Raw genomic sequence first — 24,083 nt, forward strand, 5'->3', positions numbered from 1 at the left:
CTTAAATTTAAATATGGATTTTTCTATAAGTAATCTAAAATTATCGGCTCTAAACTGTAAATTAAAATAAATAGGGGGTAAAAAATGAGTGCATCATTAATAATTATTATACTTTATATAGCAATGCTATTTGTAATAAGTTCCTTTGCCAAACGAAGAGTGTCCAAAGAGGGAGAAAGTTATACCCTAGCAGGTAGAGAACTTTCAACTCCTCTTATAGCCTGCTCACTTATAGGTCTTGCCATTGGGGGTGCTTCTACCATAGGTGTTGCAGAACAGGCCTATGGTATAGGTCTTGCTGCAGGATGGTACACTGTAGCCTGGGGATTTGCAGCTATAGTTATGGGACTTGTTACTGCTGAAAAATACAGAAATTTCAATGTATCCACGGTACCGGAGCTTTTTGGAAAGTTCTACGATGAAAAAGGAAGATTTATCTGCGTTATATGTCAGATGATTATCCTCATTGTAGTTGTGTCACTTCAGTATATTGCCGGCGGTTCCATTTTATCTTCACTTTTACCTGGCGTATTTACATTAAAATCTGGTATGGTAGTCAGTGCCTGTGTATTTATAGGTATAACTTTTATGGGCGGAATGTGGTCTGCAGGATTATGCAATTTATTTAATGTACCTTTAAAATATGCAGGAGTTATACTCTGTACCATATTAGCGGTAATATCCACCGGCGGATTCCAAAATATAAAATTGAATTTACCACAAAATGTACCTTATTTCAGCTTCACCCAGGGTACTGGCATATGGATAATTTTAAGTTGGTTTTTAATTATGCTGACTCAGGTCATGTCTATGCAGGGACCTGTACAGATAGCTTTTGCAGCTAAGGACTCCAAAACTGCAAAAAAAGGATTTATAATAGGTGGACTATGTATGATTCCCATAGGATTTTTATGTGCGCTTATAGGTATGTCAGCCAAGGTGGCTTTTCCAGATGTAAGTGCAACATTGGCACTGCCTAAGATGATATTGTCGCTAAATCCTGTAGCAGCAGGCATAACTCTTGCAGCACTTTGGGCTGCAGATGTATCTACTGCCTGTAATCTATTATTGGGAGCGTCTACACTATTTTCACAGGATATATACAAAAAATCCATAAATCCAAAAGTAGATGAAAAAAAATATCTTATAATAAATAAGGTATCAGTTATTGTGCTTGGAGTATTTACTTTTGTATTGGCTTCGTCCATGTCAGGTATATTAAAAACTATCTCCATAGGTTTGAGTCTCTGCACTGCCTTTACAATAGTATTTTTATTTACCATATTTTGTCCTAAACTATGCAGAAAGAGTTCCGCTTTTTACACTACTTTAGTAAGCATAATAGTTTTATTTGTATGGCAAATAGTACCTTCATTTAGAATATTCCCTCATGTAATATTTATGGAATGGCTAGTATGTCTTTGCACCTTCCTATTGATAGCAGTACTGGACAGACACAATATATTTACATCTGAACAGTTAAAATCCATTGAAGATGTTGTGTAAATTTAGAATGATCTAAAAATCATACATATACATTGTTAAAACAACATTGGACAGAAAATATATTTTTAATACATTTCTGTCCAATTTTTATTCTATTAATTTTTTGAAACATATTTTTCCCACAAAACTCTAATCTGGTTAAGGTGGTGTAAAATATTTAAAATGTAATCCGCCTTCTTTTGAGAGCCCATAATTAGCCCTTCAAATTCACCTCTATCATTATTAGACTTTTTAAGTATATTGGTAAGTTCATAATTTATCTTTTCTACATCACTTAAATTATTTTTCTGAGAACCTTTTACATTATCAAAATGTTTTAAAAATTCTCCCTGTGACAATACAATGCCATCCATCAATACATCTGATTTTTTAATACCCTGAACTGCACTGGAGACTTTGTCCATTCCTTCCTTTGACTTTCTGCTGAGCTGTTCTATAATTTCTGTCATACCTTTTAGAGAGTTTATTATATCTTTTACATTTTCCTGAGAATTAACAGATAATTTTTTTATTTCATCTGCAACAATGGAAAAACCTCTTCCATATTCTCCTGCCCTTGAAGCTTCTATAGATGCATTTAATGAAAGCAATTTTGTTTGTTTTGCTACATTTGAAATAACATTTGTAAATTGTTCAATACTTTCATACTGTGTCTTTAATTTATCACACAAAATTATAAACTCATTAAACATTTTCTCTATAATATTCATTTCCCCATCCATAAGGGCATTTTGCTCTTTTACATTGCTGACCTTTTCCGATTCTTTAATGGAACTTTTAAAAAGTTTTTCTATTAAATCATTAATATTTTTACTGCTTTCAGCTAAATCCTGGAGATGTTCCTCAACTTTTTTTATCTGACGTTCTGTATAACCCGACTCATTTAAAAGCATGTCTATGTTAGATGTAGATATTTCCTCTTCTTTTATTATACTATTAGTTTCTTTTTCTATTTCTTTATTTAATTCAAATACCTGAGTTATATATGGGAATATGTACTTTGTATTATCTTCATCAATATTTTTGGGATGTATCTTCCTATTAAAATTTTCTGTCATATGCTTAATCACCCCTATTCCACCAACAGCATTACCATAGTTTGATTTAAATGTTTCTTATAATATTGTTCCCCATAACTTATAAATCCGGCAGTATTTCTACAAAATGAAGTCATTTCCCCATCAAAATCTTTCCATATATTATCTTTAATAAATAATAGTTTTCTAAATATACAATTTATAGAAAATACAAAAGAAGGCTTAAAAGATACATTTTTTAATGTTCCTCTCAATACACCAATAGGATCTACAGGTTTTAAAAGATATACAAATGTATTTATCATAAGTTCACTATAAAATGTAATAGACTTATCTTCATTTACTTTCATGGGAGAAGCAATAAGTATGTCATCTTCATATAATTTTCCAAGAGGGTTGCTCATAAAATATTCTGGAAGTCTACTTTCACTTACTCCCACTGCACGAGCATATTCCGCACTTGCAGGATTATTATTAAAAGTCACTACCCTTCTTTTTACCACATCGGCTTCAGTAACTCTCAATATTTTATCCGTTTTTACATATATATTTTCCTTGATAATATCCGTCCTTCTCTTCAAGTTAAAAAACAAGGCAATATTCATAACCCTTTTATTTCCCATATAAATATAAGTCTCTTTGAATTTCTCATTATCCCCTGCACTACCGCCTATAATTTTAAAATTAGATTCTATAAAATAAAAAGTACTTAAAATACTTTCTTCAATTCCCTTCAGTCCATCACACAACAGCAGCATAAATGCATTTTTATTACCTCTTACATTTTCATAGGCCTTTTTAAGCTCATTTATACTCAATATGGGTGGGTATGATATCTCTACCACCTCTACCTCTTTTTTATTATATTGAAAACCGGTAATCACCCCATCTGTATATCCTCTATATGTATATTCTCCTGCAGTTGAACAGAGTATGATATCTTTATAAACATTTTTAGATAATTCTTTTATATTATCCACAGAGGAAAATAAGACAATCCCCTTATCTTCATCAGCCTCTCCCATGAATTTAACAGCTTCCTGCACTTTCGAAAAACATAAAGCTTTCATATCCAATCTCCTTATTTTAACAATTTATGCTAATTTAAATCATACTAAATATTATATCATAATTAATAAGGATTTTCCGTACATAATATGAATTATTTATAATATATAACTAATTTTTATACATTTTGCCATTTAAATTAATTAAATATATAAATAAAAAGATATTCCCACAAGATAGCAGGAGCATGTGATTTCCAGTTACCACAGTGTTAAAGTTATCTTCCATAATGACGATATTACTAATGATTACTTTATAAGGGGGATTATAACTTTGATTACGTTTAAAAATGGAGTTATCAACTTTTCTAACATAATTGGCAATGGTTACGTTAGAAATAAAACATCATCATTAAAACCAATTGAAGATTTATCTGCAAAATTAAATAATAGTTTACTACATGATATAGGCCACATATCCGACGATGCAAAATTACAATATGAATACATGCAAAAATTAACAGGAACAGAAAATAATACGGAAAATAAGTCTACTGCACAAGCCCCAGAAAATATACACAACAGTGGAAATACATTTATATCTGAAAACTCTGTAGATGCCGACTTTATAGAAAAATATGCTTTAAATTATTCAAAAATAAGAAAAGAAATTATGGAACAATTTTCTCCAGAAGAATCAGATGAAAAAATAGCTATTTTAGATAAAGCCTATAATGATGCCATTAACACCGCGGCCCAAAGCGTAACTAATGATTTTCGATATTTTTTTGACTATGCCTCTACAAAATGGAGCTATGGAAATATTTCAAATGATAATAGATTTGATGTAGAAGCCTTTAAAGACAGCCTACTTTCCCTGGCTGACAAAGCCATTTCTGTAGTAAGGCAATCCTTTGAAAATAAGGATTCAGACATATTAAATAATCTGGAATATAATATTGAAATAAAACTTTCCGGTAATGAATCAGTTACAAATATTGAAAATATCAACTATAATGACATAAAAGAAATTCATAATTTTTTAAAGGAATTACCTAAATTCAAAGATCATGTTAGAGAATACTCCTCAGATGGCACATACAATCCAGTTCCCGGCAATTGGTCTACAGAAGATGCAGCAAATGCCATAAACAAGGCATATACTATGACGGAGAACTTACTAAAATCAGGTAAAATTTCTGATTTTGCAGAAAAAAAAGTTTTTAATACCCTGTTAAAGAACATATCAGCCTATCATAAAAGTTTTGCATTTAGTTCTCAATCAGATGAATATCAAAATCAAATCAATAAAGATAAATCTTACTATGAGCTGTTAAAAAAACAATATGAGAAATATGAAAAAAAACTGGAAGAAGTTGAAAAACAGAAAAAAATGAAATTAATGCTGATTTATCTCGAAATAATGTCTCCTATTAAAGATCAGCTAACAGAGGCAAAAAATAGATTGGATGAATCTATGGCTAAGAAGGAGGCCCTAGAACAAAATCCTGAAAGTGTAGTAAATACGGGAGCTTACAAGGACATAAGCAGCCGTGAGATATTCGATGAAGAAGCCCTGTTGAATAATTCTTGAATTTAAATTTTACTATAAGGGAAAGTGCTGAAAAGGTTCATATGGAGAAAAGCCTTCTCATAGGCAAATCCCCTGAACCTCTGAAGCACTTGATATTCCATCACGCCAGTATATTTATTGACAACCCCTGGCCTGCAGTAAAATTTCCATTTTCAGCTTCTTTTGAAATATCCTCTGAACTTTTCTTATCATCCTCATTGACCTTATGTGAATTCTCTTCTCTTGTTTTATCTGTTATATCCCCTACACTATCACCTATATCACTGTTTAATTTGCCAATTTTAGATTCCAGCACATAGGCCTTGCCCCTGAGTGAAGCAGCTTCCGCACTTTTTCTTTCCGCTGACTTCGTATTGCCCCTTTGGGCATCAAGGGAAGCTTCTGAATTCAATACATTGGACTTTCCCATTAAATTTTTTCTTATGGAATTAACATTTCTAATTTGTTTATATGTGCTTGACATATTAAAAAATAAAACATCTCTTGAAAGTTTGTTGCTCTCTTCTGTGCTGGCTGAAACAGATTCTTTTTTTACTTTTACTTGTGGCTGATTATCTTTATCACTGCTTTGTTCTATTTGTTTCTGCTGTATTTGTGCTTCAATGCTCTGTATTTGCTCCTCTAAAGGCGCTATAAGCTGCTGCTTAGTTTTTGGATCCGCATCTCCATTTTTTATATTATCTATCTGTTTTTGAATTACATCTTGCTGATGTCTAAGCAATTTTATCTGATCATCGGATTTATCATTTCTATTCTGTATTACTGCTTGGCTATTGCCGGATATGATTGAATTTATTATATATATCACTTCCTTTTAACTATCTGTAGTTATACCTTAATAGGACTGTGCTTAAGTTAAAGTATTCTTCCATGCTTTGTTATTCTGCTTTCTTCATCCAGTGCTCTTACCTGCTGAGCCAAATTATTTATGCTGTGGTTTAACTCTTCAATTTTTTCCATGAAAACATTATTATACTGTGCTTGTACTACAATTTCCTTCATCTTTATAAGCTTTTCTTCTATGATATTCAGCATTTTTTGCCTATATTGAATCCACTGCAGTTCCTGATCTAATATTTCCTTCAATTTTTCATTTTCATCCATAAATATTATGCCTTTACATCCAGTTTGCTTCCTAAATTAGGATCAACTGCCATACTATTTATCATATCTGTCACATTTACAGCATTCTGCTCTGATGCATTCATAGCCATTTTTGTAATGGCTATACCTGCTGATTGTTTAACACTATACTCACTCATTGCTGCAGAAAGTGCCGCTATATCCATAATATCCCTCCTCTAATATTTACAACCTATATTAGTTTTCGTATATTTTAATATTTACTTTAAATTACTAAATATTTCTTGCAGCCATCTATATACCATAATTAGTTAACGTGAATCATTTGATTTGCAAATTTTTTTAAATCATATATATGGCTAAATCTATGGAAGCCCTACAAGCTCTTTGAATATTCAGAATTATGGAATCCTGCTTAGTATAATTTCTTAAATTTTCAGGATTATTATCATATTCTTCATTTATCCTGTTTATGCATCTTTCAATAACGGATATTTTATTCAATATTACATCATTCATATAACCCTACCTCTCTTTTTTATATTTTGTAATATTACTTCTCTTTCTTCATTTCAAAAATTACACATATTCTATTATTATTTTTACGAACTCTTCTATATCTTTTAAATCATTGTTTATTATTCCATACACCAATTCCCTATCTAACTTTATATAATCATGCACTAAGATATTTCTAAAGCTAGCCATATTACACAGATTTATTTTTATTTTTTCATCAAGTATATTATTTTCATATAAAACTAAAAATATATCTCTGTTATTCTCTGGTTTTCTATATCCCATATCTGATATAACATGATTTCCTATATCAAGAATACATTCAATACTCAAATGAAGAAACCTTTCAGCAGCTCCATATATAAGAGGATCTTTAATATATGTTTCTTTATCATATTTTTTTATAGTTTTAAGTATATTTACATATTCATTTAATTGATTTACCCTTGAGATTACTATTTCTCGTTTAACCATAAATTTTATCCTCCAAAAAATTCTCCCTTTTTTATTTTTTCAATCATAACATTATCATATATATCAGAATAATACTTAAAATCAAAATACTCTCTTAAGGCCAAGGATTCAAAATCCCCTATTTCATCATGATCTTTAATAACTATTCCATTGTAGATTATTTCATATTTTAATAATAAAGGTGCATTGTTTAGAGAAACTATATCTACATCTTTTTTAAAAAAAGCTTTCCCCTCTTCTATAATATCTCCCCTTATATAAGCCTCTTCTATAAGAGAGCTTTTTTCCTCAAAATATATTGCTATATCTATATCACTATTTTTCAAAGCTCTGCCATTTGCTTGTGAGCCAAAAATATAGGCAAATTTTATCTTGTATTTTTTATTTATCCTTTCAATAAAATATTTAGCTTTATCTATAATATAATTCACCATATACCCTGCCTCTCTTTTTTATATTACTTCTTTATTTAATCTGCAAATTCCAAATCCACTTCTTTTCTATTGTTATATTCCTTTTATTTCTTACATTTTATCACATTATCCATGATTTAAACACTTAAAAAATATGAGGGTAACTTATGCATTTAAAAGTAAAATTAATAAAAAAAGATGGCAGCTGCAATATACTGCCATCTTCTTTATTACAAATTTGTTTTTTCTATATAGTGACAATTAACATCAATATGATTTAAAAATAGTAATAACCTTTCATAAATTGGATGAATTTTATCACCATACTTTACTTCTAGATTTTTTCCAATATCTTTTACAGTTTTATTGCCATCTATTTGTAGAAACACATAACTTCCGTACTCATCCATAGTAATTCTTTTATATCCTGGAATTCTGAATTTAAGCTTTCTGAAAAACTTTTGGAGCTTGTGATCTTGCTTTTCAAGTATAGTCACAATATGGTCTTTATCAACTTCATATTCCAAATTATCCGAGATTTTAAATATTATATTTAAAACTTCTTCGTTGTTATTCATTATTTTTTACTTTACTTTTCAGTATAGGTATCATGGACGCTATTACAAGAACTATTAACATTACAAATGCCATTCCATTAGTAGCTGCAAATCCGCTTGGACCATTTCCTTTTACAATTCCTGATACTTGAAGTATTATACCAATAAGTCCTATTATAGATCCACCAGCAACAAGTCCAGATGATAAACTTACACCATTAGAAACTTTAGCTTCTTTCTCTTTCTCAGTTTTAGAAATTTTTTCTACAAATAAACGGACGAATGCACCTATCAATATTATAGAAGTTGTAGATATAGGTAGATAGAATCCTATAGCAACTGTCATTACAGGAAGTTTTACCAAGAATAAAACAGCTCCGATAACAGCTCCAACAATTATCATGACCCATGGTAATTTATTTGACATTATACCTGCAGTCAACGTTGACATCAAATTAGCCTGAGGTAATGCAAACGGTACGTTATCACCAGTCATTGCAAGTTGACTTGAAAGTAATAATATGACACCAGTAACTACTGCAACACCAACTACACTAGCTACGGCAAAATATTTTTGCATTTCATTCTTGTCACCGCCAACTATAAAAGTAACTTTTTGTGATTGACTGTAACCACCCGCTGCAGCTATGGCAGTAACTATAAATGTACCAAATAATAGCAGAGATCTGTTATCTCCAATGTCTTTCCATCCCATTCCCACAAATAACAATGTAACAATAACTATAGAAGCTATAGTCATACCAGATACAGGAAGATTTGAAGTTCCTATAGTACCAGTTAAACGACCGGAGACTATAACAAATAGCAAGGATAACAATAGTGATAAAATACAAACAATTATTGCCATCAATATGTTACCACCAGACACCAGAAAACCACCTATAAAACCTATTAATATACCACCAAGTAATATTAGGTTTTCAGCAGATGAACTACCAGTACCCTTTGAAGACTTGGCATTAACAGTTTCCTTTATAGAAGACCCTATAGTTGGTATAAGTCTTACAGCACTTATCAAGCCGCCAGAAAGCATCATACCCGCTCCGATATATTTTACATAACTACCTGCTATATCTTTAACCTGCATGGCGTTTATAGCAACATGCGGATTATTCCATACAGATGGACCAACTTGTCCTAGAGAAGTAAAGTAACCTATTAAAGGCATAATAGCAAAATTAGATAATATAGAGCCAGCAAACATAGTCAATGCTACTTCCATACCAACTATAAACCCTATACCTAATAATAGTGGGTTAACTTCAATTTCAAATTTCCATTTGTAGAAGGATTCGTTTACATAACTTATAACATTGTTAGCCACATTTAGAAATGAACTGGTTATAACAGTTATAACACCGCCTATTCCAAATCCAATTCCCATGTACTTGATTGATTCTTTAGCACCTTCTGAAGCAACAAGTGTTTCAGATATAGCCATTGACTCAGGATACATTAATTTACCATGTTCTTCAACTATTAAATAATTATAAACAAGGGAAGCTATTCCTATACCAAATAGTGCTCCACCTACACCAACAACAAAACCTTCTAAGAAAGAAACTTTTGAACCTATTAAAAGGACTGCTGGTAAAACAAATATCATACCACTGGCAATGGATTCTCCACCACTTGACATACCTTGAAGTAAGTTTTTACCAAGGATACCTTTTTGTTTAGCAAATACAGCTATAAATACGGAACCTAATATAGAGCCCGGTATGCCAGCGGCAACTGTAAGCCCTGCTTTCATACCTGAATAAGCAGTAGATGCTGCAAATAGTACAGCTAGAAGAATACCTATTATTAACACAGCAGCATTTCCACCAGATTTAGATCCACTAGAAATATAAGGAACATAATCTTTGCCAGATATGCCGCCATAGGCATCTTTAGATAATTTTTTATTCACAATATGTACCTCCTTTTATAACAATAATTATAAATAAGATCAGATATTTATAAGATAATGCCTACTTATATTTCATCACAAAAGCAGAAAAAAATCAATACATTTAATTATTTGATTTTTCATTTTTTTAACTATCTAGGTATGAATATTAAGATTTAAACACTAAAAAAATACGAGAACTGAATCTCGCATTCCATTTATCTACCATAGAATTGATAACACTATATTAATAATTTTAATGACAATGATATAATAACAGGAAGCGTAACTATCATTAAAATCATACTCTGTATAACGGTTCTGGCAGCATACTCTGGATTACAATTATATTGTTCAGCTAATATAACATTTAAAGAACCTGATGGTAATCCAGTTAAAACAGCAATTATTACTGCCACCTCTCCTTTAATACCTATTAATAATAGTATTCCAATCACTGCTAAAGGGAATATCAGCAGCCTTAATAATGATACAAGATAAGAATATTTATCCTTTAATATTTCTTTTGGTCTTATATCAACTAACGTGCATCCAATTATTATCATGGACAGTGGAACCATCATTCCTCCAACTGTGGACAGGGATTCATTTATAAATACAGGAAATCTATAAGGAGATAAGTATATTATAACTGCTGCAAATGATGATAATGTAACTGGACTTTTAAATATTGAACTTATATTAAATTTTCCTTTATTACTTAACAAATTAGTTCCATAGGTGAAGAAAAATATTTGATAAAACATATTATAAATCACGGTATAAAGCATTCCATTACTGCCAAATAATTCATCAGCTATTGGAAAACCTATAAATCCAACATTAGCAAATACAGACATTGTGATAAATATTTTCTTGGTTGAATTATCTGTTTTGAATGTACCTGTAATAAGATGGGTGAGTATTAATGTGGAAATATAATACATAAAGCATAATAAGGCAGCAATTAAAAGCCCTCTGGATAATTCTTTTGAAAATGGATTGGATGCTGATGAAAGAATACTTACTGGCAATATAGCATTTAATAATAAATTGGATAACCCTTTTTGAAATTCATTGGTTATAATACCTGCCTTTTTCAACACAAATCCAAATAGAATCATGAAAAATATTTTTCCAATAATCTCAATCAATGTACTTATTATCATACTGTATATGTCCTTCCATAATTCATAATTGTGCTCAAATAAAACCGTTATATGGCTTTTGAGCAACGCTATTGTGAAGCCATTTAATTAAAGTGGTGAAATCAAAAACAGGTAATTTAACCGCCTTTTGAATTGCTGCTGCATAAGGAGGCATATCACTGCATTCTAATAAAATAGCTCCTGTATCTGGTGCTTTTTTAATGATCTCCATGGACTTTGCAACTACTTCTTGTTCTACAATACTATTATCAAACTCTCCCCTGCCTTCCAATATACATGAAAATTCTGGTTCATGCCTTAGATCTTCAATAATTAATTGTTCTTTATTTACAATTCCGCAATTTTGTAATAGTTTATCCGTTAGGGATGATTTATCTGCAGTTAAAACGCCAATCTTTTGATTTGGTTTTATAATAGCAGTAATCCATGGTATTTGTATCAAACTTGAAATAGCTACAGGTACATCTAGAGCTTCCGATAGTTCTTTTTGAAAATTTCCAAAAAAACCACAAGCTGCACTAATAGCTCGTACTCCTTCTTTTTCCAACTGTTTTCCTGCTTTTATTAAATCATCTAAAACACTTTTCTCTGCTTTAAACAACCTGAGTATATCTAGTCCATCTACTGCCTTTAATCTAACTGGAAAATCAAATGTATAGGCATTGACAATATTGCCTGGTACCATAGGGTACCAGACATGTTCAATATATAAAATGCCGATGGAATAACCTGCTATATTTTGTCCTTTTAACATTTTAACTTTACCGCAAGAATTTACTGAAGATATATATCCATATGTTCTATTATTCATCAACATTCTCTCCCATCTAATTGAGCTGCTTTAGCCTTAAACCTGCTGAATTTCAGCTGACTGATATCAAAGTCTGTTTCTTCACCGGCCGCCATTTGTGCCATTAGCTTTCCTGTAATAGGTGACAGACAAATTCCATCACCTTCATGACCTGCTGCTATATAAAAACCTGGAATTTCATTCACTTCAGATACTATAGGTAAATGATCTTCTACAAAGGGTCTGACACCAGCATAACTTCTTATACAATTGACATCTTTTAAGCAGGGAAAAAATCTCAATCCCCTTTCAGCAATAGCTTTCATAGCTTCAATTTCTGAGCGGTTATCAAATCCTCTAAATCCTCTGTATCCCCCTAATAATATATTCTCAGCATGGGTGTATTCAATATTAAATGCTACATTGTATTCTTCAACTAAAGCACTCACATTTCTTTTGAAATTAATATCATCAAATTTACTCATCATATATCCAAATTCTAATATTTTGTGAAATACAATTTTTTTAGTTTTTTCTGATACTAAATTCATGCCCTTTCTAGGCTGTATGGGAATGTCAATCCCCACCATATCTCCAATTATAGGTGCCCACACTCCAGCACAGTTAATTATTTTCTTAGTAATTATTTCTCCTTCATCAAAAATAATTTTTTCAACTTCATTATTACTTCCTAATTTAATCTCCTTAATATTACAGTATGTAAATACCTCTAATCCCAACTTTTTTCCCTCTTCAATAAATGCAAAACATACTTTATAAGGACTCATTGCCGCATCTCCCGGAGTCCAAATTCCACCTACCATATCCTCTGCTAAATAGGGCTCCATATCCTGCAGCATTTTAGAGTCAATCATTGACATATCATATCCATCTCTCTGCTGCTCAGCCACATAACTGGAGGCAGCTTCATATTCAGCTTCAGTTTCACAAACATACAAACATCCTTTTTGGTCAAATTCAAAATCATAGCTGAACTTTTCTGATAATTCCTTATAATGGGCAATACTTGCAGCTCCCATTTTTGTATCAATTCCGGGTTTTTTATCACATATAAGTGCCACTGCGTCACAATGACTTGACGAACCATGTGCTATATCTCCACTATCAATTATTGCTACACTAAAGCCTTTTTCAGCCAGATGGTATGCAACACTTGTTCCTATTGCACCTGCTCCAATTACTGTTACATCAAATATATTATTCATTGTACTTCCCCCTCTGCAAGTTCTCCAAAAGAAATTGGTCTCACCGGCGGCCTTGCAGTTGAACTCCCTGCTTCCTTAAGTGTAATTCCAAGTTCCTGGCACAAAATTTGCTGAACCAACTTTTCGCAAGTTCTTCCCTGACATAACCCCATGCCAGCACGCACACGCCGCTTTACGCCAGTAACATCTTTTGCCCCTTGTCTGATTGCCTCTTTAATTTCTCCTAAAGTGACTTCTTCACAGCGGCATACTAATATATCATCAGTGAACTTCCCACTCACTACAATACCTCCCTTTTTATGCTGCGAACTTCATCAGCAAACTCCTGCGGTATTTCTAAAGTAACAACACAAGTATGATCATAAAATTTAGGATTCATAGTTTTAACTATCTTTCCACCACAAACAACTTCCCCTTTCCTGTTTACTCCCTTCACAAAACTACCTACTTTGGGAAGGGGATAATACTCATAGGGAAAAGTAACTGCTGCAGTAGTTTCAGAATAGGATTTATCAACAATAAATATTGCCATACCAGAACATTTAGCAACACATATTCCACATCCAACACATTTGTCAAAATCAACAGTAGGCAAATTTATTATAGGTTCACCTATTTTTATAGCTCCTTTTAAACATGCTGCCTCGCACGGATTACAAGGTATCTCCTGTACACACTCTATAACAGCTACAGGCCCTTTACTATACCTTTCATTACCGGGTAATTTTTGAATTGATTTTAATTCTTCATATTCCAAATAACCTGTATCAATTAATGCCATTTTATCCACCTTCTTATAATCTTATTTACAAATTGGTATCCTTATTTTGTCTTCATATTCTTTCATAATTTGTTCTTTTGCCCTAAGACGTCTTTCTCCAAAAGGTCCTAATCTTAAACTTTTCAAACGCTGCCAAATTTCTTTTTTCTTATTTTCTGCAATATCATCATCTATATATCCAAGCTTTTGAGCAGCAGAAATGCCTGCAATACGTCCTTCTTCAAGCGCTGTATTAGCTTCTTCCACACCAGTTGTATCTCCCGCTACATATATTCCTTCATTTGATGTTTCCATATCTTTATTGTGTAGAGGTACCTCACCGCCAAATAGGGCATTAAATGTAAATTGGCATTTCAATAGTCTGGCCAATTCAACAGAAGGTTTTAATCCTACTCCAATTGCAACCACATCAGCTTTAATTATTTTTTCCGTCCCTACAATAGGCCGATACTTTTCATCTACCTCTGCAATTACCACTTCACAAACTTTATTGTCTCCTTTGACTTCAATTATAGTATGTCTAATATATATTGGAACCCCTGCTCTTTTGATCTTAGCAGCATGCACACCATATCCTCCTATTTTAGGAGCTGCTTCAACCAAAGCCACAACTTCACAGCCTGCCTGCATAAGCTGATAAGATACTATTAAGCCAACATTGCCGCTTCCAAGCATGACAACTTTCTCACCTGGCTTTACATGGTTAACATTTACCATGGTTTGTGCCGCACCAGCTCCCATAACTCCAGGCTTAGTCCATCCTTTGAATCTAACTACATTTTCAGATGCTCCAGCTGCAATTATTATTTTTTTAGCTTTAACAGTGATAAGCTTTCTTTTTTCATTATCATTACCTTTTTCTATTCCGACCTTATTACCTGGAAACAATCCTATAACAGTACTTCCAAGCCAAATTTCCACTCCATTCTCTTCTGCTTTTTTCACTAGCTCTCTGCCAATATCCATACCCCTTACACCAGACCTATGAGCAGAAGAACCAAAAAACTTGTGTATTTGCTTGAACAACTGACCTCCAGGTTTCATATTCAAATCTACCATTAAAACTTCAGCCCCTGCCAAAGACGCTTCGATTCCTGCAGCTAATCCAGCAGGACCAGCTCCAACTATTACAATGTCCTTTTCTATCATAATTAAAATCTCTCCCTCCCCAAACCATACTGGGTTTCTATTACCATACCAGTTTTTACAGGAGTAATACATGTTCTTACATTTGGCGTTCCATCTACAATCATGGCACAATCCGTACATTGACCAATTCCACAAAACAATCCTCTTGGTTCTTTGCGTTTTAATGTATACCTGTTAATAAAAATATTATTTGCAAGTAATGCTGCAAGTATAGGTTCTCCCTCCCTAGCCATTATAGTTTTGCCATCAACAGTTATTTCCACCATAGTTGAAGGCTCATTAACATCCAGTACAATATGGTTTTCTACTCTTAAACACACATCCATGACCTGCCTTCTCTTTTAAATTTTTATATTGCTGCTGTAATTGACATTTCTACTACAGCTCCACCTGACATTCCAGCTGCTTGTACACAGCATCGTGACGGATACGGTTTGGTAAAATAGCTTGCATACACTTCATTCATAAGGGGGGCATCTTCCATATTTACAATATATATTGTGCATTGAATAATTTTGTCCATGCTTGAGTCTTCTGATTCCAGGATCAACTTAAAATTCTCCATAATCTGCTTTGTCTGTTCCTTAATTCCTCCTTCCACCAAGTTGCCTTCTTTATCTATTCCAATTTGAGAGGCATAAATCATTCCATTATAAACTAGTCCTTGGACATAAGGTCCTTGTGCTAATGCACAACTATCAATGCTTATTTCTCTTTTCATAACCAAACACCCCTTAAAATTTAATTTCTAATTCTTTATTTACCAAACTTTCAGGTTTTTCATTTTTCGCCAATCTCAAAACTAGCTGTTTTAAAGCTCTCCTTCTACCTTCATAAAATGAATCTTCAGATATAAATGCTGCATGGGGAGTAATAACTGTATTTTCTAATGAAAATAATTCACTTTGTTCATTATCTTCATCCTCAATAACATCTACTGCAGCTGCTTTAATCCGCCCTTCTTTTAAAGCTTTTATTAATGCGGTTTCATCTACAACCTTACCTCTGGCAGTATTTATAAGATATGCACTCTCCTTCATTAATTTTAGTTCTCTCTCTGAAATTAAATGGGTTGTGGATGCCATTAACGGACAGTGTAATGAAACAAAATCTGATTTTATTAACAATTCATCAAATGTTTCTACCTTTTCTGCACCAAACTCTTCTAAATATTCTTTTGTTTTTGTAGGGGCATATACCAAAACATTTAATCCCATGGCCTTTAGCATTGGCATCATAGCTTTGGGAATACTCCCAAAGAAATATAATCCTATTGTTTTGTCCGTTAATCTGTATGTTTTATATCCACATAAAGGATCCCATTTGCCTTTTCTTACCAACCTATCCAGAAATGTTATTTTTCTTACCAAATCAATAATCATTCCAATGGTATGCAGGGCAACTTCTTCTGTACAAAATCCTGGAATATTGGTGACACATACATTATTCTCAGTAGCTGCAGAAATATCTACATTATTATAGCCAATGCTTTGAAGAGTAATTATTTTCAGATTAGGCAGACTCTCTATAATTTCTTTTGTCATCTGCTGGTACTCTACTACTACACCATCAAAATCATAGGCATATTCAATAAAAGGCTTTTTTCCTTCTCTGTCCTTAATTTCAACAAGTTCCAGACTGTCAATGCCCCATTCTTTTAATAAAGAATTTTCATAATCTAAACTGTCATCAATGTTATAATAAAGTACTCTTTTCTTATCCATTATTGTTCCTCCTATTTCTTCCATATTTCACCCAACACTTTATCAATAATTGTTATACCTTTATCTATTTCATCTTCAGTAACATTTAAAGGTGCAGCAAATCTCAGTCCATTTCCATAAACCCCACATGCCAGAGTCAATAGTTTATTCTTAAAGCATTTATCTCTAACTTTTTCAAATAAATCACCTGCCGGAGTGCCATCTCCATAGGAAAATTCTATAGCTACCATTAACCCTAATCCTCTAATATCAGATATGCAGCTGTACTTTTCTTTTAAAACTTCCAGCTTCTTTCGCAAATATGCCCCCATATTATTGACATTCTCTAAAATATTAGCGTTCTTGTATTCCTCCAATACTGCTAATGCAGCTGCAGCACATACAGGATTTCCTCCAAAAGTAGTGCCATGCATACCGGCATGCCATTCATCCATTATCTCCGGAGTAGATATTACTGCACTCATTGGAAGCCCTCCTGCAATTGCCTTTCCCACGGTCATAATATCTGGAACTACATCAAAATTCTCTCCTGCAAACATCTTGCCAGTTCTGCCGTAACCAGATTGAATTTCATCGAATATCAATAAAATTCCATGTTTGGTGCAAATATCTCTAACACCCTGTACAAATTCCTTGGTAGGTACCACATAACCCCCTTCACCTTGTACCGGCTCCATTATAATTGCCGCCACCATCTCCGGAGCCACAACATATTTAAACAAACTATCTAATTCATTTAAACAATACTCTGTTCTTTGCTTTTCATCAAAGCCCTTTGGGCATAGATCTTTAGAGGGATAAGTGGAAAAATAAACTGATCCAACCATAGGTTCATAATATTTTCTATACTTTGAGTTAGATGCAGTAATAGTTGTTGCACCTAAAGTTCTACCATGAAATGAGCCTTTAAAGGCTATTATTGCAGGTCTTTTAGTATATGCTTTAGCCAATTTTAATGCTCCATCAATTGCTTCTGCACCACCATTTGAGAAAAATATTGAATTTAAATTTCCAGGGGTTACTTCAGATAATCTTTTAGCAAGCTTTAGAGTGGTTGGAAAATTAACTAAATTAAATGAACCATTCATCAGTTTTTTGGTTTGCTCTACAACAGCTTGTACAACCTTCGGATGGCAGTGTCCTAATGCATTAACTGCAATACCCTGTACAAAATCCAAATACTCATCACCATTAATATCTGTCATATAACATCCTTTACCGCTTTCCATAATTAAATCTGTAGCTTTAGCTAAAGCCGGACTTAAATACTGTTTATAATTTTCATAATTCATTTTTTACTCCCCTTTATTTACAAATTTTTATACCAAAACATTCAATATTTCATATACATCCTTTTCTTCCAGTTTAATTGGATTTAAAGGTAATAATCTATACTCCATTGTTCCCTTGACTATTTGAGGAAACATCTCTTTTTTTACATTTACCTCGGATAATTTACCAGGTATTTTTAAATCTAAAGCCATCTCCCTTATTCTCTCAATAGTCTTTAAGGCTCCTTCTCTGACAGTGAGTCCCTCAACTTTCTCACCTAACAGTTTGGCTATTCTATAAAATTTTTCTAAATTTCCAACCATGTTCTTTTTGATTACAGCTGGCAACAGCATAGAATTGGCAACACCATGGGGTATATGAACTATCCCTCCCATAGCCTGGGAAATTCCATGTACTGCACCAAGTCCAGCATTTGCAAAAGCTACTGCAGCAAGTGTACTTGCAACAGCCATTTTCCCTCTGGCTTCTAAATTATCAGGTGTAAATACTGCAGTATAAATATTCTTTCCTATAAGCTCTATTGATTTTTCTGCATATGTATCGCTAATTATTGATGCATTTTTTGAAACATAAGCCTCAATAGCATGTGTAAGTGCATCCATTCCCGTACTTGCAGTTACCAATTGGGGCATACTTGTTTGCATGGCAGGATCCAATACTGCAATTTCTGGTATTAGATAATTATGGGTTACTGACAGCTTTATATTATTTTCCTCATCTGATATTACACTTGCAGCAGTCACTTCACTGCCGCTGCCTGCTGTTGTGGGAACCACAATTAAAGGTAGTGATTTATTTTCTACAGTTTTATTTCCATTGAACAAATATTCTTTTACAGATCCTTCATTATTTTTTAACATACATATTGCTTTACAAATATCAATAGTACTTCCTCCACCAACTGCAATTACAACATCCGAGCAGCTGCTCTTTAATACCTCCGCAGCCCTGTCAACTACTTTTACAGTAGGTTCTGGAATAATATCTGTAAATAAAGTTACATCAAAATCTTTATCCATTAAATTAGATATGAATATCTTAAAACAATCTGTTTTTTCAAAAGACTTACCTGAAACTACAAATATTCTTTTAAAATTTAATTCCTTTAATAAACTATTTAATTTTAACGCTGAGTTAACCCCAAAAATAATTTTCGTAGGCATTTTAAATGTAAATTCCATTATTTTATCCCCCTATACAAGTTACTGTGCTAACTTTCTTCTATATTTTCCAGTATTTGCTTCAATCAAAGCAAAAAGTTTATCAAATGCTATACAAATAATCCAATATATTAATGCTGCTACTATATAAGTTTCCATAAATCTCTGGGTACCAGTAGCATAATTTTTAGCAGCTCCCATCATTTCAATAATACTTACCATATATGCCAGTGAGGTGGCTTTCAATATATTAACAAAATGATTGCCAAAAATAGGCACACATACAACTACCATCTGTGGAATTATTATTTTTTGCATAGTTTGAAAGGTTGTAAATCCGATTGAATCACATGCTTCAGTTTGTCCTCTTGGGATGGTATCATATGCTGATATTATCATGTCACACATATAGGGAATATAGGTTATTCCAAATGCAAATATGCCAAACATCAATTTGGGTGGATTTTTTATATCATATTTAAAACCTAAGCTATCTCCTAATGAAACCAGTATAGTGGGCATTGAATAATATAAAATATATAATATCACTAGTACTGGAATACCTTTTAAAAATGAGTTGATAAAGTGTATTACTTTAGACAATAAAAATATATTTTTCTTGACTATAACTGAAAATATCAAGCCAACTACTAATGCCAGAATTGTAGCAGTTACAGCCATATATAATGTAATTGGGAACTTGGATATTATAGGTTTTATACACTGAATCATATATTCCATATCTAAATTCATAGTAAATCCGCCTTTCTTCTATTTGCAACGATTTTTAACTTGCTTTCCTATTAGCTAAAACAGGATTATTATATCTATTAAGTCTAGCTGTTATATTGCTAGAGACAATGGTAAGTATTAATCCCATTATCCAATATATAAATGCTGCCACTATGAAAGTTTCCGTTTGTCCAACACCATAATTGTTGTATGAAATTTGCTTGGCCATTCCCATTAAATCCGTTACTCCTATGGCTATACCTAATGAAGTATTTTTCATAAGTTCAATAATCATATTGGTTGTATTTGGGAGTGCCTTTGCTGCTACCTGTACAAATATTATTCTTCTAAATGTCTGGAACTTAGTCATTCCAATACTTTGTCCTGCTTCTATCTGTCCTTTGTCTATATCCAGATAGGCCGAGCGGAATATTTCAGCAAAAAATGCAGCTTCATTGAGACTAAAAGCAATTATTGCATAAATTATATTGTTCCAATTTGCAGTTGATATTCCAAAACTATCTAAAATCAGTGGAATCCCGATAAAAGCCAATAAAAGTTGGACAATCATTGGTGTACCGCGCATAAATGATATATATATACTGGCAATACATCTAACAACCTTATTCTTACCTACTTTTGCATATGTTAATATCATTCCCACTACCAGTGCTATTACCACTGAAAAAAATAATATTTCTAAAGTAATGGGCAGTGCATTTAATATAATTGGCATTTTACTAATCATAAATTCTAGTTTTTCCACAAAATACCCCCCTACTGAGCATATTTCTTTAATTTTGCCAGAGGAGACCATAACTCCCCGGCATTTTTAGTTGAGTTTATTTTTTAAATACATCTGATAAAGCACCAGTTTGTTTTGCAATCTCCCAAACGTCCTTATTTCCTAACCATTTTTTAGATAAATCAGATAGTTTACCTTCTTCATACAATTTAACTATACATTTATTTATCTGGTCTCTTAAATCAGTATAATTTTTATTTAATACAACTACACATGGAGCACAGTATATAGGTTCTGAACAAAAAAGATCCATTGGTTCTTTTTCCATAATGTCATAAAACATTGTATCCCCGCCAAACCAACAATCCCATTGTCCATTTGCCACGCCGCGGCATCCATCTGCATAAGGTATATAGTTCGAAACCTCTTCCTGTGTGAATTTAACATCAGGATATTTCTTAGCTAAATCATGCAATACTACATATAATCCATCATTAGGAGGATTGGGAACTAATGTTTTTCCATTTAAATCTTCAAATTTAGTAAAGCTATCGGCTTTACGGGATATCAAATTTACAGGATAATAAGATTGTGGATATGACAAAATAAAATTTTCTTGTCTTGCAGGAGTTATAAAATGTGCCGAGCAAGATAGGGCATAAGTACCTGCCTTAACTGCCGCTGCACCTGCATCTGGCTCAACAGAATTATAATGAAATTTGTACTCAGGCAACATATCGTCAACCATAGTCAAAAATTCGTAATCATAGCCTTGAAACTTACCATTATCATCTACATATGTATAAGGTGCCATTCCAGTCAAAATAGCAATCTCTACTGTTTTTGGATTCTCTGCGGTAGGTTTGGCTGAAGTATTATCTGCTGTATTAGATTTACCACATCCCGATAAAAATATGGTAGATATCATTATTGCACCAATTAGCACATTAAATATTTTTTTCATTATCATTGCCCCCCAAATACTTTTATTCTTTAAAATTCATTAACAATTTGCTAACTATACACGGATTTTCCCTCTTCCTTCATAATTCTGGATAAAAATTGTTTTGTCCTTAATTTTTTTGGATTATTGAATATTTTTCCAGGTAATCCTTCTTCAACTATTACTCCATTTTCCATAAACACCACATGTGTCGCAATTTCCTTTGCAAAAGCTATTTCATGAGTTACCACCACCATTGTAATACCTGTCTTAGCTACTTCTTTTATGGTATTTAATACTTCTCCCACTAATTCTGGATCTAATGCCGAAGTTGGTTCATCAAATAATATTACTTCAGGATTTAATATTAAAGCTCTTGCTATTCCAGCTCTCTGCTGCTGCCCTCCTGAAACCTGTGAGGGGTAGTTATGCAGTTTGTCTCCGAGTCCTACACCTTGCAATAACTCTATACTCTTTTCCCTTGCTTCAGCTTTAGGCACCTTTTTTACTACTACTAGTCCCTCCATGACATTTTCAAGAATTGTTTTATTTCTGAATAGATTATACAGCTGAAAAACCATTGCAGTTTTGCATCTTAATTTCCTTATATCCTTTTTAGAGCCATCTTTACAATCAACCTCAAAATTATCCACTGTTACACTGCCAAGATCAGCTCTTTCTAAAAAATTAATACATCTAAGTAAAGTTGTCTTACCAGAACCGCTTGGACCAAGTATTACCACGATCTCACCTTTTTTTACATTCATATTAATTCCTTTTAATATTTCACTTTTGCCAAAAGATTTATGAATATTATTAAGCTGTACCATATAATTCATACATATCCTCCTTGCCGCAATTGGTATTACCGGTAATACCAATTATTAATTTATTAATAATTATATCATGATTTTGATAATTGTCAATATTTTTTCTGCATTTTTAGAAATTTTAATATCAGAGCCTCTATGCAAACCCTATTTTTACCAGAAAAGTAATAATATAAACAAAAAGCTTCACAAGCAAATTCAATCTGAAAAAAGTGGATTCACAACAAATACATACTACACCACAAAATATTGGTGAAAATGTGGACGTTCCTAAAAACCTACGATATAATGTGATTAAATAAAAATGTTCTTGAAATTAAAAGGGCTTATTAAAAAATGCCCTTGACAATATATAAAAAAGGATGTACTGTTGATATAATCTCTTAGTATAATATAAAAAAATCTAAATATTTAATATAACAATAAATTCTCAAAGAAAAAAACTTTGAAAAATGCAGAAAAGTATGAGGATTTTATACAAGTATTAAATTATTTTTCATATAATTAATCTACAATATTAGGAGTAGACTAATGATCTATCAACTGGTACTACCGGTATTACAAATTTAAAGTATTGGAGGTAATCACTATGAGTAAATTCTTATATGCCAATATTGTAGATGATTTAGAATCAAAAATTAAAAAAGGTGATTTAATTGATGGTACAAAATTACCATCTGAAAGATTAATGGCTGAAAAATATAATGTGAGTCGTAATGTAGTTAGAGAGGCTTTTAAAGTAATGGCTGAGAAGGGCCTGGTTGAAATACATATTGGCAAAGGCGCTTATGTATCTATTCCCAAGGAAAATGTAATAACCAGTAAACTGCAAGAAGCTATAAGTATTAGCAAATCAAATCTAAATGAAATTTTGGAAGTAAGAAAAATTTTAGAAGAGGCCGTGGCCAAAAGAGCTATTCAAAAAGCTACTAAAGAAAACATAAGAAATTTAGAAGAAATATATAATAGAATGGAATCTGCAATTGGAGATACATCAAAATTTACACAGGAAGATATTAATTTTCATATAGAATTGGCAAAATGTACAGGCAATTTGACTCTAGTGTTACTTATAAATACATTTAACAATATTTCAGATAAAAAATTATACAAACTAAATTCTTTATACCCTAATAGAGCATTAAAGGCTCAAGCTGAACATAAAGACATGATAAGATCCATAAAAAATATGGATGAAAAGAAAATGATGATGGCTGTAGATTCACACATAAATTGCCTTGCTTCAGAAATGGAAATGTTAAACAGTTCTTTACGGAATAAACATATGGCAGATAAGTTGTAAAAAAGCACCCACCCCTTTCACCTACCAAAATAGGAATAGATTTACAGGGACGTATCTACATTTGAGTTTACAAATCTAAGTGCGCCCCTTGTTTCCTCAATTTATCCGATCGCTACCATTGCTAACACCCCCATCT

Annotated in this window: 28 protein-coding genes; 3 read left to right on the top strand and 25 right to left on the bottom strand. The window is 32.5% G+C overall.

Translation table 11 applies throughout. The features are described from left to right. Positions 1-84 precede the first annotated feature (84 nt). Positions 85-1,506, top strand: coding sequence for a sodium:solute symporter family protein (locus CKL_RS10030; protein WP_012102380.1), 1,422 nt, complete (start codon positions 85-87; stop codon positions 1,504-1,506). Between the two features lie 95 nt (positions 1,507-1,601). Here the strand turns inward: CKL_RS10030 and CKL_RS10035 are convergent, their stop codons facing one another. Together CKL_RS10035 and CKL_RS10040 are read right to left on the bottom strand one after the other, a co-directional pair. Then, positions 1,602-2,564 (bottom strand): methyl-accepting chemotaxis protein, encoded by a 963-nt coding sequence (locus CKL_RS10035; protein WP_012102381.1) that lies wholly within the window; start codon positions 2,562-2,564, stop codon positions 1,602-1,604. A 14-nt stretch (positions 2,565-2,578) separates the two neighbouring features. Then, positions 2,579-3,613 carry an FIST signal transduction protein gene (locus CKL_RS10040; RefSeq protein WP_012102382.1) on the bottom strand — a complete coding sequence of 345 codons (1,035 nt, stop codon included), beginning with the start codon at positions 3,611-3,613 and terminating at the stop codon, positions 2,579-2,581. A 271-nt stretch (positions 3,614-3,884) separates the two neighbouring features. Between CKL_RS10040 and CKL_RS10045 the strand changes: the two genes are divergently transcribed. After that, positions 3,885-5,144, top strand: coding sequence for a hypothetical protein (locus CKL_RS10045; RefSeq protein ID WP_242649413.1), 1,260 nt, complete (start codon positions 3,885-3,887; stop codon positions 5,142-5,144). 100 nt (positions 5,145-5,244) lie between these two features. Here CKL_RS10045 and CKL_RS10050 read toward each other — a convergent pair whose 3' ends face one another. From CKL_RS10050 to CKL_RS10155, 23 genes are all read right to left on the bottom strand, one after another. Next, positions 5,245-5,952, bottom strand: a complete 708-nt coding sequence (locus CKL_RS10050; protein WP_012102384.1) for a FlxA-like family protein — start codon at positions 5,950-5,952, stop codon at positions 5,245-5,247. A 47-nt stretch (positions 5,953-5,999) separates the two neighbouring features. Beyond that, positions 6,000-6,248, bottom strand: a complete 249-nt coding sequence (locus tag CKL_RS10055) for a hypothetical protein (protein ID WP_012102385.1) — start codon at positions 6,246-6,248, stop codon at positions 6,000-6,002. Positions 6,249-6,253: 5 nt separating this feature from the next. Further along, positions 6,254-6,433: a YjfB family protein gene (locus CKL_RS10060; protein ID WP_012102386.1), complete on the bottom strand. Its 180-nt coding sequence runs from the start codon at positions 6,431-6,433 to the stop codon at positions 6,254-6,256. Between the two features lie 136 nt (positions 6,434-6,569). Continuing rightward, entirely contained in the window at positions 6,570-6,746 is a 177-nt protein-coding gene (locus CKL_RS20790; protein WP_012102387.1) for a hypothetical protein, read from the bottom strand. 60 nt (positions 6,747-6,806) lie between these two features. Next, positions 6,807-7,220, bottom strand: coding sequence for a type VII toxin-antitoxin system HepT family RNase toxin (hepT, locus tag CKL_RS10065; RefSeq protein ID WP_012102388.1), 414 nt, complete (start codon positions 7,218-7,220; stop codon positions 6,807-6,809). 5 nt (positions 7,221-7,225) lie between these two features. Then, entirely contained in the window at positions 7,226-7,654 is a 429-nt protein-coding gene (mntA, locus tag CKL_RS10070) for a type VII toxin-antitoxin system MntA family adenylyltransferase antitoxin (RefSeq protein WP_012620553.1), read from the bottom strand. A gap of 209 nt (positions 7,655-7,863) precedes the next feature. Further along, positions 7,864-8,211: a PqqD family peptide modification chaperone gene (locus CKL_RS10075; protein ID WP_012102390.1), complete on the bottom strand. Its 348-nt coding sequence runs from the start codon at positions 8,209-8,211 to the stop codon at positions 7,864-7,866. After that, positions 8,204-10,123 carry an OPT family oligopeptide transporter gene (locus CKL_RS10080; RefSeq protein ID WP_012102391.1) on the bottom strand — a complete coding sequence of 640 codons (1,920 nt, stop codon included), beginning with the start codon at positions 10,121-10,123 and terminating at the stop codon, positions 8,204-8,206. Before CKL_RS10080 ends, CKL_RS10075 begins: the two co-directional genes overlap by 8 nt. A 221-nt stretch (positions 10,124-10,344) precedes the next feature. After that, positions 10,345-11,271 carry an AEC family transporter gene (locus tag CKL_RS10085; RefSeq protein ID WP_012102392.1) on the bottom strand — a complete coding sequence of 309 codons (927 nt, stop codon included), beginning with the start codon at positions 11,269-11,271 and terminating at the stop codon, positions 10,345-10,347. A gap of 34 nt (positions 11,272-11,305) precedes the next feature. Continuing rightward, the gene (locus CKL_RS10090; protein WP_012102393.1) at positions 11,306-12,082 is read right to left on the bottom strand and encodes an aspartate/glutamate racemase family protein; all 777 of its coding nucleotides are present in this window, start codon (positions 12,080-12,082) and stop codon (positions 11,306-11,308) included. Further along, complete coding sequence (locus CKL_RS10095; protein ID WP_012102394.1) at positions 12,082-13,287, bottom strand: NAD(P)/FAD-dependent oxidoreductase; 1,206 nt, start codon at positions 13,285-13,287, stop codon at positions 12,082-12,084. Before CKL_RS10095 ends, CKL_RS10090 begins: the two co-directional genes overlap by 1 nt. Beyond that, positions 13,284-13,568, bottom strand: coding sequence for a (2Fe-2S)-binding protein (locus CKL_RS10100; RefSeq protein WP_012102395.1), 285 nt, complete (start codon positions 13,566-13,568; stop codon positions 13,284-13,286). The genes CKL_RS10095 and CKL_RS10100 overlap by 4 nt, the downstream gene beginning before the upstream one ends. Beyond that, positions 13,568-14,068, bottom strand: a complete 501-nt coding sequence (locus tag CKL_RS10105; protein WP_012102396.1) for a 4Fe-4S binding protein — start codon at positions 14,066-14,068, stop codon at positions 13,568-13,570. Before CKL_RS10105 ends, CKL_RS10100 begins: the two co-directional genes overlap by 1 nt. 21 nt (positions 14,069-14,089) lie before the next feature. After that, on the bottom strand, positions 14,090-15,217 hold the full coding sequence (locus CKL_RS10110; protein WP_041700808.1) for an NAD(P)/FAD-dependent oxidoreductase: 1,128 nt from the start codon (positions 15,215-15,217) through the stop codon (positions 14,090-14,092). 2 nt (positions 15,218-15,219) lie between these two features. Continuing rightward, positions 15,220-15,543 (bottom strand): (2Fe-2S)-binding protein, encoded by a 324-nt coding sequence (locus CKL_RS10115; RefSeq protein ID WP_012102399.1) that lies wholly within the window; start codon positions 15,541-15,543, stop codon positions 15,220-15,222. Between the two features lie 23 nt (positions 15,544-15,566). Then, on the bottom strand, positions 15,567-15,938 hold the full coding sequence (locus tag CKL_RS10120; protein ID WP_012102400.1) for a RidA family protein: 372 nt from the start codon (positions 15,936-15,938) through the stop codon (positions 15,567-15,569). Positions 15,939-15,951: 13 nt separating this feature from the next. Then, positions 15,952-16,941: a C-terminal binding protein gene (locus tag CKL_RS10125; RefSeq protein WP_012102401.1), complete on the bottom strand. Its 990-nt coding sequence runs from the start codon at positions 16,939-16,941 to the stop codon at positions 15,952-15,954. An 11-nt stretch (positions 16,942-16,952) separates the two neighbouring features. Continuing rightward, a complete protein-coding gene (locus CKL_RS10130; RefSeq protein WP_012102402.1) occupies positions 16,953-18,233 on the bottom strand; it encodes an aspartate aminotransferase family protein in 1,281 nt (426 codons plus the stop codon). Between the two features lie 27 nt (positions 18,234-18,260). Continuing rightward, positions 18,261-19,415 (bottom strand): iron-containing alcohol dehydrogenase, encoded by a 1,155-nt coding sequence (locus CKL_RS10135; RefSeq protein ID WP_012102403.1) that lies wholly within the window; start codon positions 19,413-19,415, stop codon positions 18,261-18,263. A gap of 21 nt (positions 19,416-19,436) precedes the next feature. Continuing rightward, positions 19,437-20,147 carry an amino acid ABC transporter permease gene (locus CKL_RS10140; protein WP_012102404.1) on the bottom strand — a complete coding sequence of 237 codons (711 nt, stop codon included), beginning with the start codon at positions 20,145-20,147 and terminating at the stop codon, positions 19,437-19,439. A 34-nt stretch (positions 20,148-20,181) separates the two neighbouring features. Continuing rightward, positions 20,182-20,892, bottom strand: a complete 711-nt coding sequence (locus CKL_RS10145; protein ID WP_148204841.1) for an amino acid ABC transporter permease — start codon at positions 20,890-20,892, stop codon at positions 20,182-20,184. 76 nt (positions 20,893-20,968) lie between these two features. Further along, positions 20,969-21,835 carry an ABC transporter substrate-binding protein gene (locus tag CKL_RS10150; protein WP_012102406.1) on the bottom strand — a complete coding sequence of 289 codons (867 nt, stop codon included), beginning with the start codon at positions 21,833-21,835 and terminating at the stop codon, positions 20,969-20,971. A 50-nt stretch (positions 21,836-21,885) separates the two neighbouring features. Beyond that, positions 21,886-22,644 (bottom strand): amino acid ABC transporter ATP-binding protein, encoded by a 759-nt coding sequence (locus CKL_RS10155; protein ID WP_012620560.1) that lies wholly within the window; start codon positions 22,642-22,644, stop codon positions 21,886-21,888. A gap of 589 nt (positions 22,645-23,233) precedes the next feature. Between CKL_RS10155 and CKL_RS10160 the strand changes: the two genes are divergently transcribed. Further along, positions 23,234-23,947 carry a FadR/GntR family transcriptional regulator gene (locus CKL_RS10160; RefSeq protein ID WP_012102408.1) on the top strand — a complete coding sequence of 238 codons (714 nt, stop codon included), beginning with the start codon at positions 23,234-23,236 and terminating at the stop codon, positions 23,945-23,947. The last annotated feature ends 136 nt before the right edge of the window (positions 23,948-24,083 follow it).

This window comes from Clostridium kluyveri DSM 555, assembly GCF_000016505.1.
Lineage (GTDB): Bacteria > Bacillota > Clostridia > Clostridiales > Clostridiaceae > Clostridium_B > Clostridium_B kluyveri.